Annotated in this window: 15 protein-coding genes and 1 pseudogene; 12 read left to right on the top strand and 4 right to left on the bottom strand. The window is 34.7% G+C overall.

The genetic code is table 11. The features are described 5' to 3' along the window. Window positions 1-587 precede the first annotated feature (587 nt). Both JFT89_RS03750 and JFT89_RS03755 read left to right on the top strand, forming a co-directional pair. Window positions 588-1,820 (top strand): WXG100 family type VII secretion target, encoded by a 1,233-nt coding sequence (locus tag JFT89_RS03750; RefSeq protein WP_201039462.1) that lies wholly within the window; start codon window positions 588-590, stop codon window positions 1,818-1,820. Between the two features lie 14 nt (window positions 1,821-1,834). Further along, window positions 1,835-2,287, top strand: coding sequence for an SMI1/KNR4 family protein (locus tag JFT89_RS03755; RefSeq protein ID WP_061688622.1), 453 nt, complete (start codon window positions 1,835-1,837; stop codon window positions 2,285-2,287). Window positions 2,288-2,323: 36 nt separating this feature from the next. Here the strand turns inward: JFT89_RS03755 and JFT89_RS03760 are convergent. After that, window positions 2,324-2,437 (bottom strand): annotated as a pseudogene (locus JFT89_RS03760) (DUF4878 domain-containing protein); the annotation flags it as partial. Window positions 2,438-3,008: 571 nt separating this feature from the next. Between JFT89_RS03760 and JFT89_RS03765 the strand changes: the two are divergent. The 6 genes from JFT89_RS03765 (at window position 3,009) to JFT89_RS03790 (ending at window position 8,587) form a co-directional block, all read left to right on the top strand. Next, complete coding sequence (locus tag JFT89_RS03765; RefSeq protein ID WP_201039463.1) at window positions 3,009-4,076, top strand: glycoside hydrolase family 113; 1,068 nt, start codon at window positions 3,009-3,011, stop codon at window positions 4,074-4,076. 88 nt (window positions 4,077-4,164) lie between these two features. Then, window positions 4,165-4,356, top strand: a complete 192-nt coding sequence (locus tag JFT89_RS03770) for a DUF378 domain-containing protein (protein ID WP_016095805.1) — start codon at window positions 4,165-4,167, stop codon at window positions 4,354-4,356. Window positions 4,357-4,565: 209 nt separating this feature from the next. Further along, window positions 4,566-5,648, top strand: coding sequence for a 3-phosphoserine/phosphohydroxythreonine transaminase (gene serC / locus JFT89_RS03775; RefSeq protein WP_201039464.1), 1,083 nt, complete (start codon window positions 4,566-4,568; stop codon window positions 5,646-5,648). 12 nt (window positions 5,649-5,660) lie between these two features. Next, window positions 5,661-6,833 carry a 3-phosphoglycerate dehydrogenase family protein gene (locus JFT89_RS03780; RefSeq protein WP_002066179.1) on the top strand — a complete coding sequence of 391 codons (1,173 nt, stop codon included), beginning with the start codon at window positions 5,661-5,663 and terminating at the stop codon, window positions 6,831-6,833. A 13-nt stretch (window positions 6,834-6,846) separates the two neighbouring features. Beyond that, window positions 6,847-8,094: a DUF1015 domain-containing protein gene (locus tag JFT89_RS03785; RefSeq protein ID WP_201039465.1), complete on the top strand. Its 1,248-nt coding sequence runs from the start codon at window positions 6,847-6,849 to the stop codon at window positions 8,092-8,094. Between the two features lie 115 nt (window positions 8,095-8,209). Beyond that, on the top strand, window positions 8,210-8,587 hold the full coding sequence (locus JFT89_RS03790) for a hotdog family protein (protein WP_201039466.1): 378 nt from the start codon (window positions 8,210-8,212) through the stop codon (window positions 8,585-8,587). Between the two features lie 231 nt (window positions 8,588-8,818). On the opposite strand, the gene JFT89_RS03795 is transcribed toward JFT89_RS03790, so the two are convergent. Both JFT89_RS03795 and JFT89_RS03800 read right to left on the bottom strand, forming a co-directional pair. Continuing rightward, window positions 8,819-9,214, bottom strand: coding sequence for a DUF3224 domain-containing protein (locus tag JFT89_RS03795; RefSeq protein WP_000454079.1), 396 nt, complete (start codon window positions 9,212-9,214; stop codon window positions 8,819-8,821). Window positions 9,215-9,450: 236 nt separating this feature from the next. Beyond that, on the bottom strand, window positions 9,451-10,482 hold the full coding sequence (locus JFT89_RS03800; protein WP_201039467.1) for a S66 family peptidase: 1,032 nt from the start codon (window positions 10,480-10,482) through the stop codon (window positions 9,451-9,453). A 311-nt stretch (window positions 10,483-10,793) separates the two neighbouring features. On the opposite strand from JFT89_RS03800, the gene JFT89_RS03805 reads away from it, so the two are divergent. Next, window positions 10,794-11,435, top strand: a complete 642-nt coding sequence (locus tag JFT89_RS03805) for a F0F1 ATP synthase subunit alpha (protein WP_016095801.1) — start codon at window positions 10,794-10,796, stop codon at window positions 11,433-11,435. Between the two features lie 201 nt (window positions 11,436-11,636). After that, on the top strand, window positions 11,637-11,906 hold the full coding sequence (locus JFT89_RS03810; RefSeq protein ID WP_002084575.1) for a 2TM domain-containing protein: 270 nt from the start codon (window positions 11,637-11,639) through the stop codon (window positions 11,904-11,906). A 471-nt stretch (window positions 11,907-12,377) separates the two neighbouring features. Here JFT89_RS03810 and JFT89_RS03815 read toward each other — a convergent pair whose 3' ends face one another. Continuing rightward, on the bottom strand, window positions 12,378-13,733 hold the full coding sequence (locus JFT89_RS03815; protein ID WP_307838601.1) for an RNA-guided endonuclease TnpB family protein: 1,356 nt from the start codon (window positions 13,731-13,733) through the stop codon (window positions 12,378-12,380). Window positions 13,734-14,256: 523 nt separating this feature from the next. Between JFT89_RS03815 and JFT89_RS03820 the strand changes: the two genes are divergently transcribed. Together JFT89_RS03820 and JFT89_RS03825 are read left to right on the top strand one after the other, a co-directional pair. Next, a complete protein-coding gene (locus tag JFT89_RS03820) occupies window positions 14,257-15,096 on the top strand; it encodes a YitT family protein (protein WP_201039468.1) in 840 nt (279 codons plus the stop codon). 229 nt (window positions 15,097-15,325) lie between these two features. After that, window positions 15,326-16,003 (top strand): response regulator transcription factor, encoded by a 678-nt coding sequence (locus JFT89_RS03825; protein WP_201039469.1) that lies wholly within the window; start codon window positions 15,326-15,328, stop codon window positions 16,001-16,003. Window position 16,004: the final 1 nt, after the last annotated feature.

Raw genomic sequence — 16,004 nt, forward strand, 5'->3', positions numbered from 1 at the left:
AGGAGTAAGGATTTCTGGAAGAAATACAACGGATACTGAATTAAAGCATTGGTTCAATCCTTCTGATTTCATCGGTACTCCAGTTGGAGATTTTTACCATAAGTATAGCGTTTTTTTATTTTGAGGATATAATTTTAACTTCGCTTGACGAGCATGTGGCGTTATCCTATTATGTTTTTCTTACGACCATCAATCGAATACCAAAAATTATATTATTAATAAACGAAATATATTTTTCGGAAATTTGTTGTTTTTATTAGTTATCTATTCGAATATATAATTGTATTAAGTAGATAAATTATTGACAAAGAGAGGGGTCTATAAAATGAATTTCATTGCAAAATTAATAAACCACTTATTTTATAATACTATCAGTATAAAAACGTGATGTCTTTTATGACAACCGGGGTTATTTTAAAGTTGTGGGTTATTGTACGAAGTCAGTTCATTTTTCTAATGAGGAATTGGAGCTGTATTTATGATGGGATATACTTTCACTTTTAGGAACGGATATTTTCAAATGATAACCATTAATGAAATAATGATATGTTATAATTTTCATAATATATATGCAAATAAGGGATGGAATGAGCACACAAATAAAGGTAACACCGGAACAATTAGAACAAGCTGCTAAAACCGTAAGAAATACGAGATCATCATTAGAATATATACATAAAGATTTATACTCTCAAATTGAATATATAGCTTCTCAGTGGAGCGGAGCAAGCAGTGATCGTTTCTATCAGATGTTTAATGAAGCAAAACCAATGATGTTTAACATTTTGCAAGAATTAGATAAAATCGCAGTAGAATTAGAACGTGCAGCTGTTAAATTCCGAGAAGCGGATGAATCGTATGACGGAAATTTAGTTGACTCTGATATTGAAGAAGGAGCCATGTGTGGAAAACTCCCACCAAAATCAGAAGAGTCATTTTTGAATAAAAAGGATTTAAATGCAGCATGGACTGGTATTTCTACTGGCTTTATAAATGGTGTTGTAGATGCATGGGAAGGATTCGTAGCTTTAGGAGATAAAGAAACTTGGTTAAATATGCGAAATGCGATTGTAAATTATAGGGAGACTATTCCTGCTGCATGGAACACTGTATCAGATACATTTATGAATAATTTTTGGAATGGAAATCTGGAAAGCAGAGAACATTATGCAGCTTACGCAGTCACTACGCTACTCACAGGCTTTTTTGGTAGCAAAGGTCTAGATAAAGTAGGACAAGCAGGTAAGGTGGCTGCTATTACAGGGTTTACTAAAGGGAAATCACTTGTGACTAATTCTCCGGCATACAGAAATGCATTACACATATTAAATAACTATGAATTTAAAGCTGGTAATCATCTTTCATATGCAGGTGTCGGTAGTACACAACAATATTTACAGAAAGCAGCTACGTATACTTATGAAGGTGCAAATGGACCAAAAACGATTCGTTTGCGTAAAGGAGACTTAGCAGGAGATAAGCACCCTGTTACAGGTATTCCGTATGATGCTGAAGGATTTCCTATTTTTGAATCAAAAGGCGAGGTAATGTTAAAAGAGGCAGATTTCAAAAAGTCTAGAACAACACAGTCTAGAAAGTGTAGTAAGGCATTATATGAACAAATAATGGAAAATCCTGAATTAGCTTTAAAATTTACGTATGAAGAAATTCAATTATTTAAAATGGGAAAAACTCCAGAGCATTATACATGGCATCATCATCAAGACACTGGAAGGATGCAACTTGTAGATTATCAGACTCATCATGATACTGGTCATACAGGTGGATATAAAATTTGGGGAAAAGATAGCGATAAATAGGGAGGTACTTAGCCATGAGTCACATTACATGGATTAATGTAAATGAAAAAAGAGTAACAGATGACCAAATTAAACAATTAGAACAATACTTAAATATTAAATTTCCTAATGATTTTATTGATTGTGTACAAAAATATGATGGTGGATATCCAACGCCAGATACATTTAACATTCCAAATCAAGATGAAAATTCACTTAATAATCTTTTAACCTTAGATTCTGATAGAAAATATTCAATTCTAGAAACATATAATAGTACGAAAGATAGATTACCTGACAAAATATATCCTTTTGCTAGAGATCCATTCGGCAATCTTCTATGCTTTGATTATCGAAACAACACTGATTCACCAATAATCGTATTCTGGGATCATGAGGAAGAAGACATAGAGGAAGCAATATATCCTGTTTGCTCAACATTTTCAGAATTGCTTGCTAGTCTACGTGATTTTGAAGAAGAAGATTGAGGAAACAAAAAACGGCCTACAATTCTAGACCGTTTTTTATAATTTACTAATTTTCCAACCATCATCCGTTTTCTCTAATTCAATTACGATTACTTTTTTAGGATTATCCTTATATAAAGCATAAACAGTTACTGTAGCTGAACGAGCTTTGAACAAGATTACTGGGGATATGGAAACAACATGGATCCAAGAAAATCAATATCTGTAATAAGGAGGGAGGTTAACTTCCCTTCTTTCAAGTGTTCGTTAAATTCCGATTTAATGAACACTTGAATAATATACGTATCTCTCTCCCTTCTTAATTTTTTAACTAAAAGAATTAATTATAGCTATAATATTCATGAAGTAATTATTACTTTGTACACAGTTAAGAATTTATTTGTATGATGGTGTGATTTTTGAAAAAAGAACAAAGGAATTCTTAACTGCAAAGGTAAATAATGAAGTAAATAAAAGTAATACAAACAAAAAGCGAATATAGATAAAAATTTATTTATACAAAAAATAGATGTGGTTAGGTTATCAAAAAATATTCAATAACTTCCATTGTGAAAAGATAGAAAAGGAGCGGAAATACGCTCCTTTTTTATTTATCTTACTATTTTTAGGGGAATTATATGGATAAGACTTTTATTAATGGAAATGTATTTATTTTTTTCTGGAATATATGTGAAATGTTGTATAAAATAATCAAGAAAGTCAAAAATTATGGGGGGAAGTTGTGAAAAAAAATAAGAGTTTAATAAGTTTTTTAGGAGTGTGTATCATGTTGTTTTCTTTTTGTTTCCAGGGAAATGTACAGGCAGATGTAAATACTGTTCAATCCGGAAAAATAAAATCAGGAAACGTAACGGTATGGGAAGTAGGCAATGTAGAGAAAGTGTTAGCTGATGTAGAGCGCTTGAATTTAAATACGGTGAATGTACCGGTCCAAGTTGATATTCCGAATGTGAATTCTGCTAATATGGTAATTAATCAGGCGCAAAAGAAACAAGCTATTATTTTAATTCAAGAATTATTAAAGCGTAATATACAAGTTATAGTGGAACCGTTCCCATTTATTCAGCAAGGAAATATTGGAGAAACAGAGTGGAACCCGAGTAATATTAACGATTTCTTCTGGAATTGGAAAACGGTTGTTTTACAAGATATTTTTAATTCTATTACAAGTAAGTACAATGTGTATGGGCTGAAAATCGCTTCTAATTTCGTTAATATGGAATATGCAGAAGGATATTGGAATGATACGATTAATTTTGTTCGCCAGCAGTATAAAGGAAATGTTTTGTATCAAATGAATTGGTGGTTAACTGCAAGCTTTGATCCTTCTTTTGAGGCGAAATTTAAAGAGAAAATAAATCGTCCGTATTTAAAAAAGGTGGACATTATAAGTATTGATAGTTGGTTTGAAGTTTCAGGGAAAAGAAATCCATCATACGAAGAAGTAAAACAAAGTTTATTTGCGACGACAGTATATAATCGTGGCCAAAATGTTGTTCAGCAACTGGAACAATTACATAAAGCAACAGGAAAGCCAGTGTACTTTGGTGGATTTAACGTACCGGCGCGTGAAATTGGACTACAAAACCCGTGGAACCCAGATGTTACGAATGTGTTTTCAAAAGATGTACAATTTAACGGGTGGCGTGCTTACCGAGATGTATTAGAATCGAAGCCGTATTTTAAAGGTTTTTCAATTTGGTTTATCGGATCTAATGATAGTAATCATTCATATCAAATACATAGTAAAGAAGCAGAGACAGTTATTAATGGCTGGTATAAAAAATAATTTTTATAAAGTAGGTAAGTTTTAGAATCGGCTACATATATTTTAGTGAAAGGCCTTTCACCATCTTATCACCTAGGGGGCAATCATAATGAAATTTTTGTCATACCTTACAGTAATTTTGGTGATTCTTGGCGGTTTGAATTGGTTGTTTGTAGCGTTAGATTATAATGTAGTTGAGAAATGGTTTGGTTCTATGCCGGCGTTTGTGGATACTATTTATTGGCTCTTTGGTCTTTCAGCTATTTATCAAATTTTCGATCGGTTCTTTACGAGTAAGTAGCTATTATACTTAATTACTAGAGTGTTAAGTACGATTATGTACTTAACACTTTTTTGTATGTTTATAAAAAGCAGGGTGCACATGCAAGCGATTCCATTGCGTCTTGCACCGTAATGACGGAAAACAAATTGACCGTGTATTGTATATAGGTTATAATTCAGAAAGTTTAAAAAATAATAAAAATGAGAAATAGGGAGGTTATCTGGGTGATGGAGAGAGTGTATAATTTTTCAGCAGGACCATCTATACTCCCTTTGCCAGTTTTAGAGAAAGTGCAAAAGGAGCTTGTAAATTATAACGGGACAGGCATGTCTGTTATGGAAATGAGCCATAGATCTTCTTATTTCCAAAGTATTATTGATGAAGCAAGTAGCTTACTTCGTGAATTAATGAACATTCCTGATGAGTATGAAGTTTTATTTTTACAGGGCGGTGCGTCATTACAATTTTCTATGATACCGTTAAATTTAATGAGTACGTATAAAAAAGCTGGGTACGTACTGACAGGTTCATGGTCTAAAAAGGCGCTGCAAGAAGCCGGAAAAGTAGGAGAAGTACAAGTGATTGCTTCTTCTGAAAAAGAGAAGTTTACTACGATTCCTAAAATGGATGATTTACCAAATGATGAAGAACTAGATTATGTACATATTACAACGAACAATACAATTGAGGGGACAAAATATGTGGATATTCCACATTTAGAAAGAGTGCCGCTCGTTGCGGATATGTCCTCAAATATTTTATCAGAACAATATGATGTTACGAAGTTTGGTCTCATATATGCGGGTGCGCAAAAGAATTTAGGGCCAGCGGGTTTAACGATTGTAATTATAAAAAGAGATTTAATTGGCAGTGCAAATAGTGCTTGTCCTACGATGTTAAACTATGAAACTTACAGTAAAAATAACTCCCTATATAATACACCGCCCACCTTTAGTATTTACGTAGCAAAACTTGTACTAGAGTGGTTGAAAGAACAAGGCGGGGTATCTGCGATGGAAGAACAAAATAGAATGAAATCTTCACTTCTTTACAATTTTTTAGATGAATCTAAATTGTTTACTTCACCAGTTGATCCCACGTATCGGTCACTTATGAATATTCCGTTTACAACACCGTCAGAAGAGCTTAACAATCAGTTTTTACAAAAATCGAAAGAGCGCGGTTTCGTTACGCTAAAGGGACATCGTTCAGTCGGCGGTATGCGCGCTAGTGTTTACAATGCGATGCCAACCCAAGGTGTACAAGAATTAGTAGACTATATGAAGGAATTTGAGCTTGAAAATAGATAGGGAGATGGGGATATGTTTCGTGTTCAGACGTTAAATCAAATTGCCGAAAAGGGTTTGCAAATTTTTGATGGGAATCGCTATGAAATTGGAGACAAAGTAGGTCATCCAGATGGTATTTTACTTCGCAGCTATTCTTTACATGAAGAAGAGTTTTCAGAAGATTTAAAGGCGATTGCAAGAGCTGGTGCCGGTGTAAATAATATTCCTGTTGAGCGTTGTACGGAAAAAGGGATTGTAGTATTTAATACGCCAGGGGCTAATGCGAATGCAGTGAAGGAACTTATTATCGCAAGCCTTATTATGTCTTCCCGTAATATTATAAATGGAGTGAGCTGGACGAAAGAGTTGGATGGAGAAGAAGTACCACAGCTTGTTGAAGCAGGGAAAAAGCAATTCGTTGGATCAGAAATTGCGGGGAAACGTTTAGGTGTTATCGGTCTTGGCGCAATCGGTGCTTTAGTTGCGAACGATGCGTTATCTTTAGGGATGGACGTTGTTGGCTACGACCCATATATATCTGTTGAAACAGCATGGCGTCTTTCTACGCAAGTACAAAGAGCGTTTAGCCTAGATGAAATCTTTGCAACGTGTGATTATATTACACTTCATATTCCTCTTACGAACCAAACGAAGGGGATTATTGGTGAACACGCTATAGAGACGATGAAAAAAGGAATGCGTCTATTCAATTTCTCAAGAGGAGAACTTGTAGATGAAAATGCTCTTCAAAAAGCGTTAGAAGAAGATATTATTACACATTACGTAACGGATTTCCCGAATGAAAATGTGATAAAGATGAAAAATGTAACAGCAACTCCTCACCTCGGTGCATCTACGTCTGAATCTGAAGAAAATTGTGCAGTAATGGCTGCACGTCAATTACGTGAATATTTAGAGACAGGTAATATTCGTAATTCAGTAAACTATCCAAACGTAGAACTTCCGTACATTGGAAAAAAACGAATTACAATTATGCATCAAAACGTTCCGAACATGGTAGGACAAATTACAGGATGCTTAGCAGAACATCATATTAATATTGCGGATATGATTAATCGTAGTAAACATTCTTGGGCGTACACAATGATTGATATTGATAACGGAATTGATGATATAATGAAAGAGAATATTGTGGAAAATATAAGCAAAATCACAGGTGTTGTAGCCGTTCGAATGATTGTGTAAAGGAGAGAGAAACTTGGCAAAAATCCGACCGTTTCGTGCTATTCGTCCAGTAGAAGGAAAAGCAGCACAAGTAGCAGCTTTACCGTATGACGTATTAAATAGTGAAGAGGCAAGAGAAGTTGTAAAAGGGAATCCATATTCTTTCTTACACGTTGATAAAGCCGAAATTGATTTAGACCCGGCACTTTCACCGTACGATGATCGCGTATATGAAAAAGCGGGTGAAAATTTAAAGCAATTTATACAAGAAGAAGTGTTCGTTCAAGATGAGGAGCCAGCGCTTTACATTTATGAACTGACGATGCAAGGAAGAACGCAGTCAGGCCTTGTCGTTTGTACATCGATTGACGAGTATGAAGATGATACAATTAAAAAACATGAAAGAACGCGTCATGAAAAAGAACTTGATCGTATTCGCCACGTAGATGTGTGTGACGCAAATACGGGGCCAATCTTTTTAACGTATCGTACAAAAGAAGAAGTGAAACGTTTCATTGCAAACTGGAAAGAAGAACATGCGCCAATCTTTACATTTACAGCAGAAGATGGCGTTAGGCATGTTGCGTGGAAGATTGCAGATGAAGAAGTAATTGCCACTTTAGTAAACGCATTTGAAGATATTCCTAACTTGTACATTGCAGATGGACATCACCGCTCTGCATCAGCTGCAAAAGTAGGGCTAATGCGAAGAGAGCAATATCCGAATTACACAGGAGAAGAGGAATTCAATTTCTTCCTATCTGTTTTATTCCCTCATGATGAATTATCAATTTGGGACTATAACCGTGTTGTGAAAGATTTAAATGGCTTATCAGTAGAGCAATTTTTAAAGCAAGTTGCGCAATATTTTTATGTGGAAGAAGCAGGGGTTTCACCGTATAAACCAAATGAGCCAAAATCATTTGGAATGTATGTAAACGAGAAGTGGTATAAGCTCACTGTGAAAGAGGAAACGTTTGATGCGAATGATCTCGTTAAAGGTTTAGATGTATCTATTCTGCAAGATCATTTATTAAGCCAAGTACTTGAAATACATGATCCACGATCTGATTCACGCATTGATTTTGTCGGAGGAATCCGCGGATTAGAAGAATTAGAACGCCTTGTAAATAGCGGTGAATATAAAGCAGCGTTTTCATTATATCCGACATCAATGGAAGCTTTATTATCAATCGCAGACGCAGGGGAAGTTATGCCGCCAAAATCAACGTGGTTTGAACCGAAACTGCGCAGTGGGTTGTTTGTTCATTCGCTAAAGTAAATATAGACTTCTACAGTTTGGAAAAACCGAAATGATTTTTAATTTCGGTTTTTCTTTTGTAACAAATGGAACGTCAGTTTAATTAATTGTGGACTGTTTTTGAGGAGGGGTATCGATGAAATTGCAAGTAGGCGAAAAAATCACCTTTGAGCGAACTTTTACAAAAGAAGATGTTGTTTTATTTACAGAAGTATCTAAAGATGAAGGTGTTCATCATGTTACACCAGATGAACAAGGGAAATTTGTTGTACAAGGGCTGTTAACATCAACGCTGCCTACAAAAATTGGCGGTGACTATAACGTACTAGCTCGCAAGATGGATTTTGAATTTTTACGTCCTGTTTTTAGCGGTGATACAATTCGTTGTGACGTAACTATTGAACAATTTGAACCCGATGAAAAACATCGCACAAAAATTATTGCGATGTTTATATGTAGAAATCAACTTGAAAAAGAAGTTATGAAGGGGAGTTTTTCGGGGATTATTCTTTAGTTAGTAGGAAAAGTAATGAATAGATGGGGGGTACATGCCTCTCGGGCTTAGATTTTTAATTCCACCATAACGAAAATTTTATGCATTGCTGAATACTGATAATAAGACGTTATGTAATATACTCTGTTCTTTTCTTAACTAATAGAAGAATAGTTGAATAAGCTCGTCAACAAAAAGGACATTCCTAGTATTACAAGAAATGTCCTTTCCACTATATTATAGGGTATTTTGCTAAAATTCAAACTCTAAAATCAGTTTACTAGTTTGACCTGTAAACTGATAATTATAGGACCCTCTCAGATTTTCTAAGTTACCAGTAGCTTTAATAATTGTTCCTGGGGAATCTAGATTTCCTTTATCAAATATTCCTTGCTCTATAGCTGTAAATGTCCCTTGTTGCCCCTTATAAATTCCTTCAAAGTGTAAAAACCCAGAAATTTTAGCAGTAGCCAAGTGACCATCATTTATATTTGAGTCTAAATAATATAATAAGTATTCAACAAAAGCTTTTCCTTTTAATTCACCATCAATATCATATTCAACATGGGCAATATTAATTGGAAAATCTTTTCTAGTATCATCAATTAGTTTTTCATCCCATTTACTTACTGTAAATGTTACTTCCATACACGTAAATCCCCCTTTATCATTAGATAAGTACTCTCCCTTAAATTATATACTTTTTAAAAGTATCAATGCACAGTCATATCTCATAGGAGTGTTTGTATTTATTGGGGTCCTGCCATATCGCTATCAAGCTAACAAAAAAATACTCCCAAAAATGAAAAAATACGCTATTCTTCCTGTAGGATCAGGAAAACATAATTATAAAACTTATGGCTATACTTATTAAAAGTTTCTCTTTATTCCACGCCACTCTCTAAAATAGAGAAAGATACATTTTCACAATCAATTTCTGCCATCGCACCGTAAGGTAAAATAAACTTCGGTTCGGTATGGCCAAAATTTAAATTATAAAGAATCGGCAAATCTTCTAAGTTATGTTCTTTCATAACTTTTAGTATTTCATGTTTATATTCTTCATAATATTTTTCGTCTTTCGGTTTACCAAAAATGATGCCATTTGCTTTTTGCAGAATGCCTTGCGCTGCATAATTTCGCAACCAATACTTTATATAATTTGGTTCTGGATGTTCTTCAGATGTTTCAAAGAATAGAATACTATTCTCCCAATGCTTTTTCTCAGGCCAAAGTTCCGTTCCTTTTACGAATTCCAATACTTCAATACAACCACCAATTAAACGTCCTTGTACAGTCCTAGATCCTTGAAGGACCTCATATCCGTTGTTTTGCTGCATCGTACGTCTTGTATCCTTATTTATTTCTATCCATTCTAAACGCTCACTCGTCCATTCGTTAGCTGGTTGAATTTCACCAATAATCTCATTTGAAAAGAGAGTTTGATTCACTGTTTCAATCGTATATGAATCCATCTCTATATTTTCAGCAAAATCGGTTAAGATTGCTGGACCGTAAAAAGAGGAAATTCCTGCTTTATGACAAAATAAGTGTGAAACGGTATCGTCAGAGTACCCCATAAAGATTTTCGGATTTTCACGTATCACATTAAAATCAATATAAGGTAGTAAACGGATACTATCTTCGCCACCAATATTCGTAATAATTGCTTTAACACGCGTATCTTTAAATGCTGTCATTAAATCTTCCGCACGAGCCCCTGGATTGTTATAAAGGTATTCGCTACCTTTTAAACTATTTGGCATTGGGACAACCTTAAGACCGAAGACGTCTTCTAATCTTTTTACTCCTTGCTCATATCGCCATCTTAGCTTAGAATCACCAGCACCTCCCCATGAAGAACTTACTGTCGCCACAATATCTCCTGGCTGTAATCTTTTTGGTTTCATTAACATATTAATTCCGCTCCTACATAATGTAATTAACTACGACTATACAAACCGTAGAGTTGAAGAACATAGTACATGACATTTAATTTCGCCACAATTAACAAATACACCTGCTGTTATTTATGAACCTAACACTATTGCTGAATATATGGATAAGATACAATAAATCTTTTTATCAAACTTTATATTTAAAAATCACAGTATGCATCATTGCATGAGAAAGATGGTTGCTATTTTCTACAACTTGTAACTATAATGGTTACAGGTTGGTCGTATCCAATCAAAAAATAAGATCATCATGAATGGAGAGGTTACATATGGGTATGAAAAAATTAATTTTAGCAGGTGCTTTAGGGATCGCAGCATTATCAGGAACGAATTTACCAGGATTAGAACTGTCAAAAGCGAGTGCCGCTTCTATTGAATCAAATTTCTCGACGTTAGAAGGGCGAGTAGTAGAAGTAGATAACGGTGTAATTGTTGTAAAATCTAAGCAATATGAGGAACCTGTTAGTGTGTATATAGATTCCCTTTCAAATGTGAAAGTAGGGGATGAGGTTAAAGCTACTGGATCTATGATGCGTAATTTTACTGAATATATGATTGCAAATACAGTTGAAAATACGTCAAATAAATTAGGTATGCACATGAAAGAAGACGGTTCTCCTGATTATGTAATTGGGGAAGTATCAAAAATAGGAACGATGGAAGATGAGGGGAACGGTTCTACTAAATATGTTGTAGTGCAGTATCCATCAGTAAATGGGAAGAAAGCTATTATTGAAGTGTACTTAACTAAAGGACAAGTATTTAATACGGGTGAGAAAGTAAAAATTGATATGAAGTATGTAGGCTGGGGCGGAATTTCTATTAACTACAACACAACGGATCATATCGAAAAAGTTCATGAAGTAAAGAGCAACGTTGAAAATAATGAGGATGTATGGATCTGGTCTTAATAAGGCGAGTATAAGTCGTTATTTGCAATTTACTCCAAACCATAAATGTATCATGCAGTACCCATCAAATTATCATGTGTATGACAATTTGATGGGTATTTTTTATTTTGTGTTTTTTGAGAATAAGGGATTTTCGATTAGAATATGATGTTTAAATCGGAGCGAGTTTAAAAAATACAATAATGAAAGAGGTGTTTAAGGGTGGAGCGAGATGAGGTTTATTTACGAGCTAAAAAAAGGATGGAGAATTTAAAAGCGTTTTACATTCATTTAACGGTCTATATACTAGTTAATTTGATGCTTTTTTTTATAAATGTAAGCTCTGATTCAAGTAAATTATGGTTTTTATATCCACTTGGAGGTTGGGGAATCGGTATCGTTATACACGGTTTGACAACTTTTCCATTTGGGATATTCGGAAAAGAGTGGGAAGAACGAAAGATTAAAGAATATATGGAGAAAGATAAGTAAATTTATTTCTGGAATGTATGAATATAAAATTTCATATAAATCTCTGTGATCACATGCTTGAAGCGAAGCCTATTCTATAGCTTCGCCTATTTGTTTTTTATTCGAAGTTTGTGCGAGTAAGTATTCATATTCATTTTTTTAGCAACAATTGCATGTGAAATCAAAACTTTATTTGTAGTACATAGTCAACTACCCCCACTGAGATGAAGCGTTTCAGTGGGGGCTTGAGTTAGAACGCTAGGTCTTGTCGTCTATCGCTAGACAGTTGACGCTCTAACATTCATGCCACCTTACGGTAACACCCCAAGTAAGTTTTTGGTTGGTACTAGAAACGAACAATCGTTTCCCCACTTGCACCACCCTTTTGAAAAAGAGCAGTTCTTCCTTATGGAAGAAGCCACCACTCAGATGACTCCGGCGTGTGCTACAAGCCCCGACAAGTCGAGTACACATGGATGGTTGACGCACCCACTAAGCTATGCGCGAAGCAACAGCCTTACGTTTTTGCACTTCTAATAGAATCGGCGTTTTCACTTTGAGGTTGTCATCCAATTCTACAACTCTTGATTTTTCCAATGTATTCAACGCACCATTAATATCAGCATGGATACATGTTCCTGCTTTACTTTGGTACAGGCCACGAGTGATTCGTCTGCCACTAAAGCGATAATGCGCCCTATCATCCTTAGACCAAACTGGAATCGGATCTTTATCCAGAAAACTAGCTTTTGAAGTATAGCTTTCTTCTTGTTTCAAAAAACGGATGCCTTCTTTTATACATTTATTCTCAATCGCTGCAATCAGTTTATGAAATGGAATTTGAACAAACTTTTGATTATTCTTTTTTCCCATATCAGATTTTTGTTTCCAACCCGTGTTATACCCTACGACAATAGTATCTATATCGAATGCTTTCACTTTTTTGAACAACAAGCCTACAGTTTGTGAAATATAACCGTTTACTTGTCTTTCTCGTTTATGCCAAAGTGCGGCCATTCTATTCGTTACAACGCGTTTTGAAATTCCATTTTCTATATTTTTCTGCTGCAAATTACGTATCTTTTTGTTGAAGTATTGGTTAATGGATTTTAATTTTTTTCCATCAATTAAGAATGTATCACCTGTATTTGTTACGCAACTTAATAATCTATCTACACCTAAATCGCAACTCAAAGCGTTACTAGTAGTCGTAGATTGTTGTTTCATTTGAGAAACGTGCATTTCATATGTGTAATGCACCTCAAAGAACCGACCTTTTTGCTTCGGTACAATCTCAATGTAGGAGATTTTTTTATTTCTTAAGTTCTTTGGCATACGTATTTTAATGGAACCGAATTTTTTCCTGAATGCAACATTCATCGGGATCATCCAATACCCGTTATCATCCACTTTTGGAACTTGATAGATTTCAATAATTCGTTTGTCCGTTGAACGAGAATAATTTGGAAACTTAGGACGACCTGTGAAGGTTTCAGGATTTTTCTTCCACTGTTCCCATGCTTTAAAAAAGCTCTTCACTTCTGTAAATAAGGCTCTACGAATCGCTTGAACAGAGTTTGATTGAATGCCCCAGTAGTTCATATCAGCCTGCATGGCATTGTCCACTTCTTTTACAGTAGCCATTTTATTATGGTTCAAATAACTTTGTTTAATCGTGTACAATCCAACATTTCGCAATGCTTTTGAACTATCTGACATGCGTTGCAGTAAACGAAATTCTTTAGCTGTGAGGCAAGCCCGTCCGATATTCTGTTTCTGCGTGAATCGTTGTATGTTTTCTCTTTTCTTTTGTTTACGTAATACTTTCACTGCTTTCTTTTTAACTATCGTTTTCACCACCTTTCTTAGAGAGTTCATTAAAAATATTTTTGACAAATCAATATTTGGAACGAAACGGAACAAAATATGAACATGTTCTTCAGCGTAATTCCATTCTTCTACAGTAATTCCTTTTGGCTCAAGTGACCGAATGATTATTATTATCCAATTTCGTTGTCTTACGATATATTCCCTCTTTATCTACGACATATCGTAAGACAAAAAGAAACAAATATTCGTCCGCAAAAAATTGTTATGAAGGAAACAAAAGAGTTCAGTCTACCTTCTGACGGCAATTCATCACCACCTGAATTGTTGGGTTTCACCCCTAGCACAATTCAGGTGGAGTCTTCTTGCCGAAAAGGATAAATAAAGTTGTTACCCTTTTTAAATTACATGTGGATATAGGATGAAGTTGATTTATTACCCTATATTAAAATAAAAATAAACCACTGTTCGATTTGAATATTCCACGATATAATGGTGAGAGTTTATGACAGAATAAATATTTACATAAGAAGTGAGGTACTGTATGAAAAAAAGAACGACAGACATTATTTTTATTATTATTGGTGCATTTCTTTTTGCGTTAGGTGTCAATTTATTTGTTATTCCGAACGAGTTTGGAGAAGGCGGAGTAACTGGTATCACGATTATTACGTACTATTTATTTGAATGGTCGCCAGGCTTAGTTAACTTAATTTTAAATGCGATTTTGTTAATAGCTGGTTATAAATTTTTAAATAAGATTACAACAATTTATACGATTATCGCTGTAGTTACGAACTCGCTATTCCTTCATTTGACAGAAGGTTGGACGATTGCTTCGGATGAAATGCTTGTAAATGCCATTTTCGGAGGAATATTTATTGGGTGCGGGATTGGTCTTATTATTCGTGTTGGCGGAACAACAGCAGGTACTACTATCTTAGCAAGGATGACGCATAAATATTTAGGATGGAGCATTAGCTATGGTTTACTGTTCTTCGATTTAATTGTTGCGTTTTCATCTTATTTCATCATTGGTGCAGAAAAACTGATGATAACAATTATTATGCTATATGTAGCAACGAAAGTGATGGAGTTTGTAATTGAAGGTTTAAATCCGAAGAAAGCCATTACGATTATTTCTGATAACCCGAATGAAATTGCCGGGAAGGTAACTACCTTAATGGGCAGAGGGGTTACTGTATACTTAGGTCATGGCTATTACACGAAAACGCCGAAGGAAATTCTTTATATTGTTATTAATAAGCAAGAAGTAGTGAAGCTAAAACGGATTGTTCAAACTACGGATCCGGCTGCGTTCATCGCTATACACGATGTTCGTGATGTGTTCGGAGAAGGATTTGTTGATATTTCTAAGGCTTAGTAAGAGTAGAAATTATTTTTATTAAAATAATCTTAATACTAAAACGAAAGAATCTATTTTGAATAATTTTTTTCAAAATAGATTCTTTTTATTTATCTTAAAATGTTGGCTTGTAGCGTATTATGTATCAACTCTTATTCAAAAAAACTAATAGCAGTTTGTTTTTCTTGCAAAAAGTACAATTGTTTCTTAATGTAAGAATGTAGAAGGATGAACAAGAGAGGGTTTAATGAAGATGATACATATTTTATTAGCTGATGATGATAAACATATTAGAGAGTTATTGCATTACCATTTACAAAAAGAGGGCTTTAAAGTTTTTGAAGCGGAAGATGGAAAGGTAGCGCAAGGCGTTTTAGAGAAAGAAAATATTCATCTTGCGATAGTAGACATTATGATGCCGTTTGTTGATGGCTATACGTTATGCGAAGAAATCCGGAAGTATCATGATATACCTGTTATTTTATTAACTGCAAAAGATCAGCTAGTCGATAAAGAAAAAGGATTCATTTCTGGTACGGACGATTATATTGTAAAACCATTTGAGCCAGCTGAAGTCATTTTCCGTATGAAAGCATTACTGCGTCGTTATCAAATGCTGAGTGCTGATATTATTACGCTGCACGGTACGACAATTGACCGAAAAGGGTTTGAAGTGAAGTGTAACGGTCAGACGATTTTGCTTCCATTAAAGGAATTTGAATTATTATCACAACTTGCTAGTTATCCTGGAAGAACATTCTCGAGAGAAGAATTAATTGAATTAGTATGGGGAATGGATTTTGAAGGGGATGAACGAACAGTCGATGTTCATGTGAAGCGACTGAGAGATCGTTTTTCAAAACGAACAGGTGATTTTCAAATTACAACAGTACGTGGACTCGGTTATAAGTTGGAGTTGAAATAAG

It is taken from the genome of Bacillus sp. TH25 (assembly GCF_016650935.1).
Lineage (GTDB): Bacteria > Bacillota > Bacilli > Bacillales > Bacillaceae_G > Bacillus_A > Bacillus_A mycoides.

Excerpts from the sequence above, each read along its gene's own strand:
- JFT89_RS03750 (WP_201039462.1), top strand. The coding sequence starts at position 588 with ATGAGCACACAAATAAAGGTAACACCGGAACAATTAGAACAAGCTGCT.
- JFT89_RS03755 (WP_061688622.1), top strand. The coding sequence starts at position 1,835 with ATGAGTCACATTACATGGATTAATGTAAATGAAAAAAGAGTAACAGAT.
- JFT89_RS03770 (WP_016095805.1), top strand. The coding sequence starts at position 4,165 with ATGAAATTTTTGTCATACCTTACAGTAATTTTGGTGATTCTTGGCGGT.
- serC (WP_201039464.1), top strand. The coding sequence starts at position 4,566 with ATGGAGAGAGTGTATAATTTTTCAGCAGGACCATCTATACTCCCTTTG.
- JFT89_RS03780 (WP_002066179.1), top strand. The coding sequence starts at position 5,661 with ATGTTTCGTGTTCAGACGTTAAATCAAATTGCCGAAAAGGGTTTGCAA.
- JFT89_RS03790 (WP_201039466.1), top strand. The coding sequence starts at position 8,210 with ATGAAATTGCAAGTAGGCGAAAAAATCACCTTTGAGCGAACTTTTACA.
- JFT89_RS03795 (WP_000454079.1), bottom strand. The coding sequence starts at position 9,214 with ATGGAAGTAACATTTACAGTAAGTAAATGGGATGAAAAACTAATTGAT.
- JFT89_RS03800 (WP_201039467.1), bottom strand. The coding sequence starts at position 10,482 with ATGTTAATGAAACCAAAAAGATTACAGCCAGGAGATATTGTGGCGACA.
- JFT89_RS03805 (WP_016095801.1), top strand. The coding sequence starts at position 10,794 with ATGGGTATGAAAAAATTAATTTTAGCAGGTGCTTTAGGGATCGCAGCA.
- JFT89_RS03820 (WP_201039468.1), top strand. The coding sequence starts at position 14,257 with ATGAAAAAAAGAACGACAGACATTATTTTTATTATTATTGGTGCATTT.
- JFT89_RS03825 (WP_201039469.1), top strand. The coding sequence starts at position 15,326 with ATGAAGATGATACATATTTTATTAGCTGATGATGATAAACATATTAGA.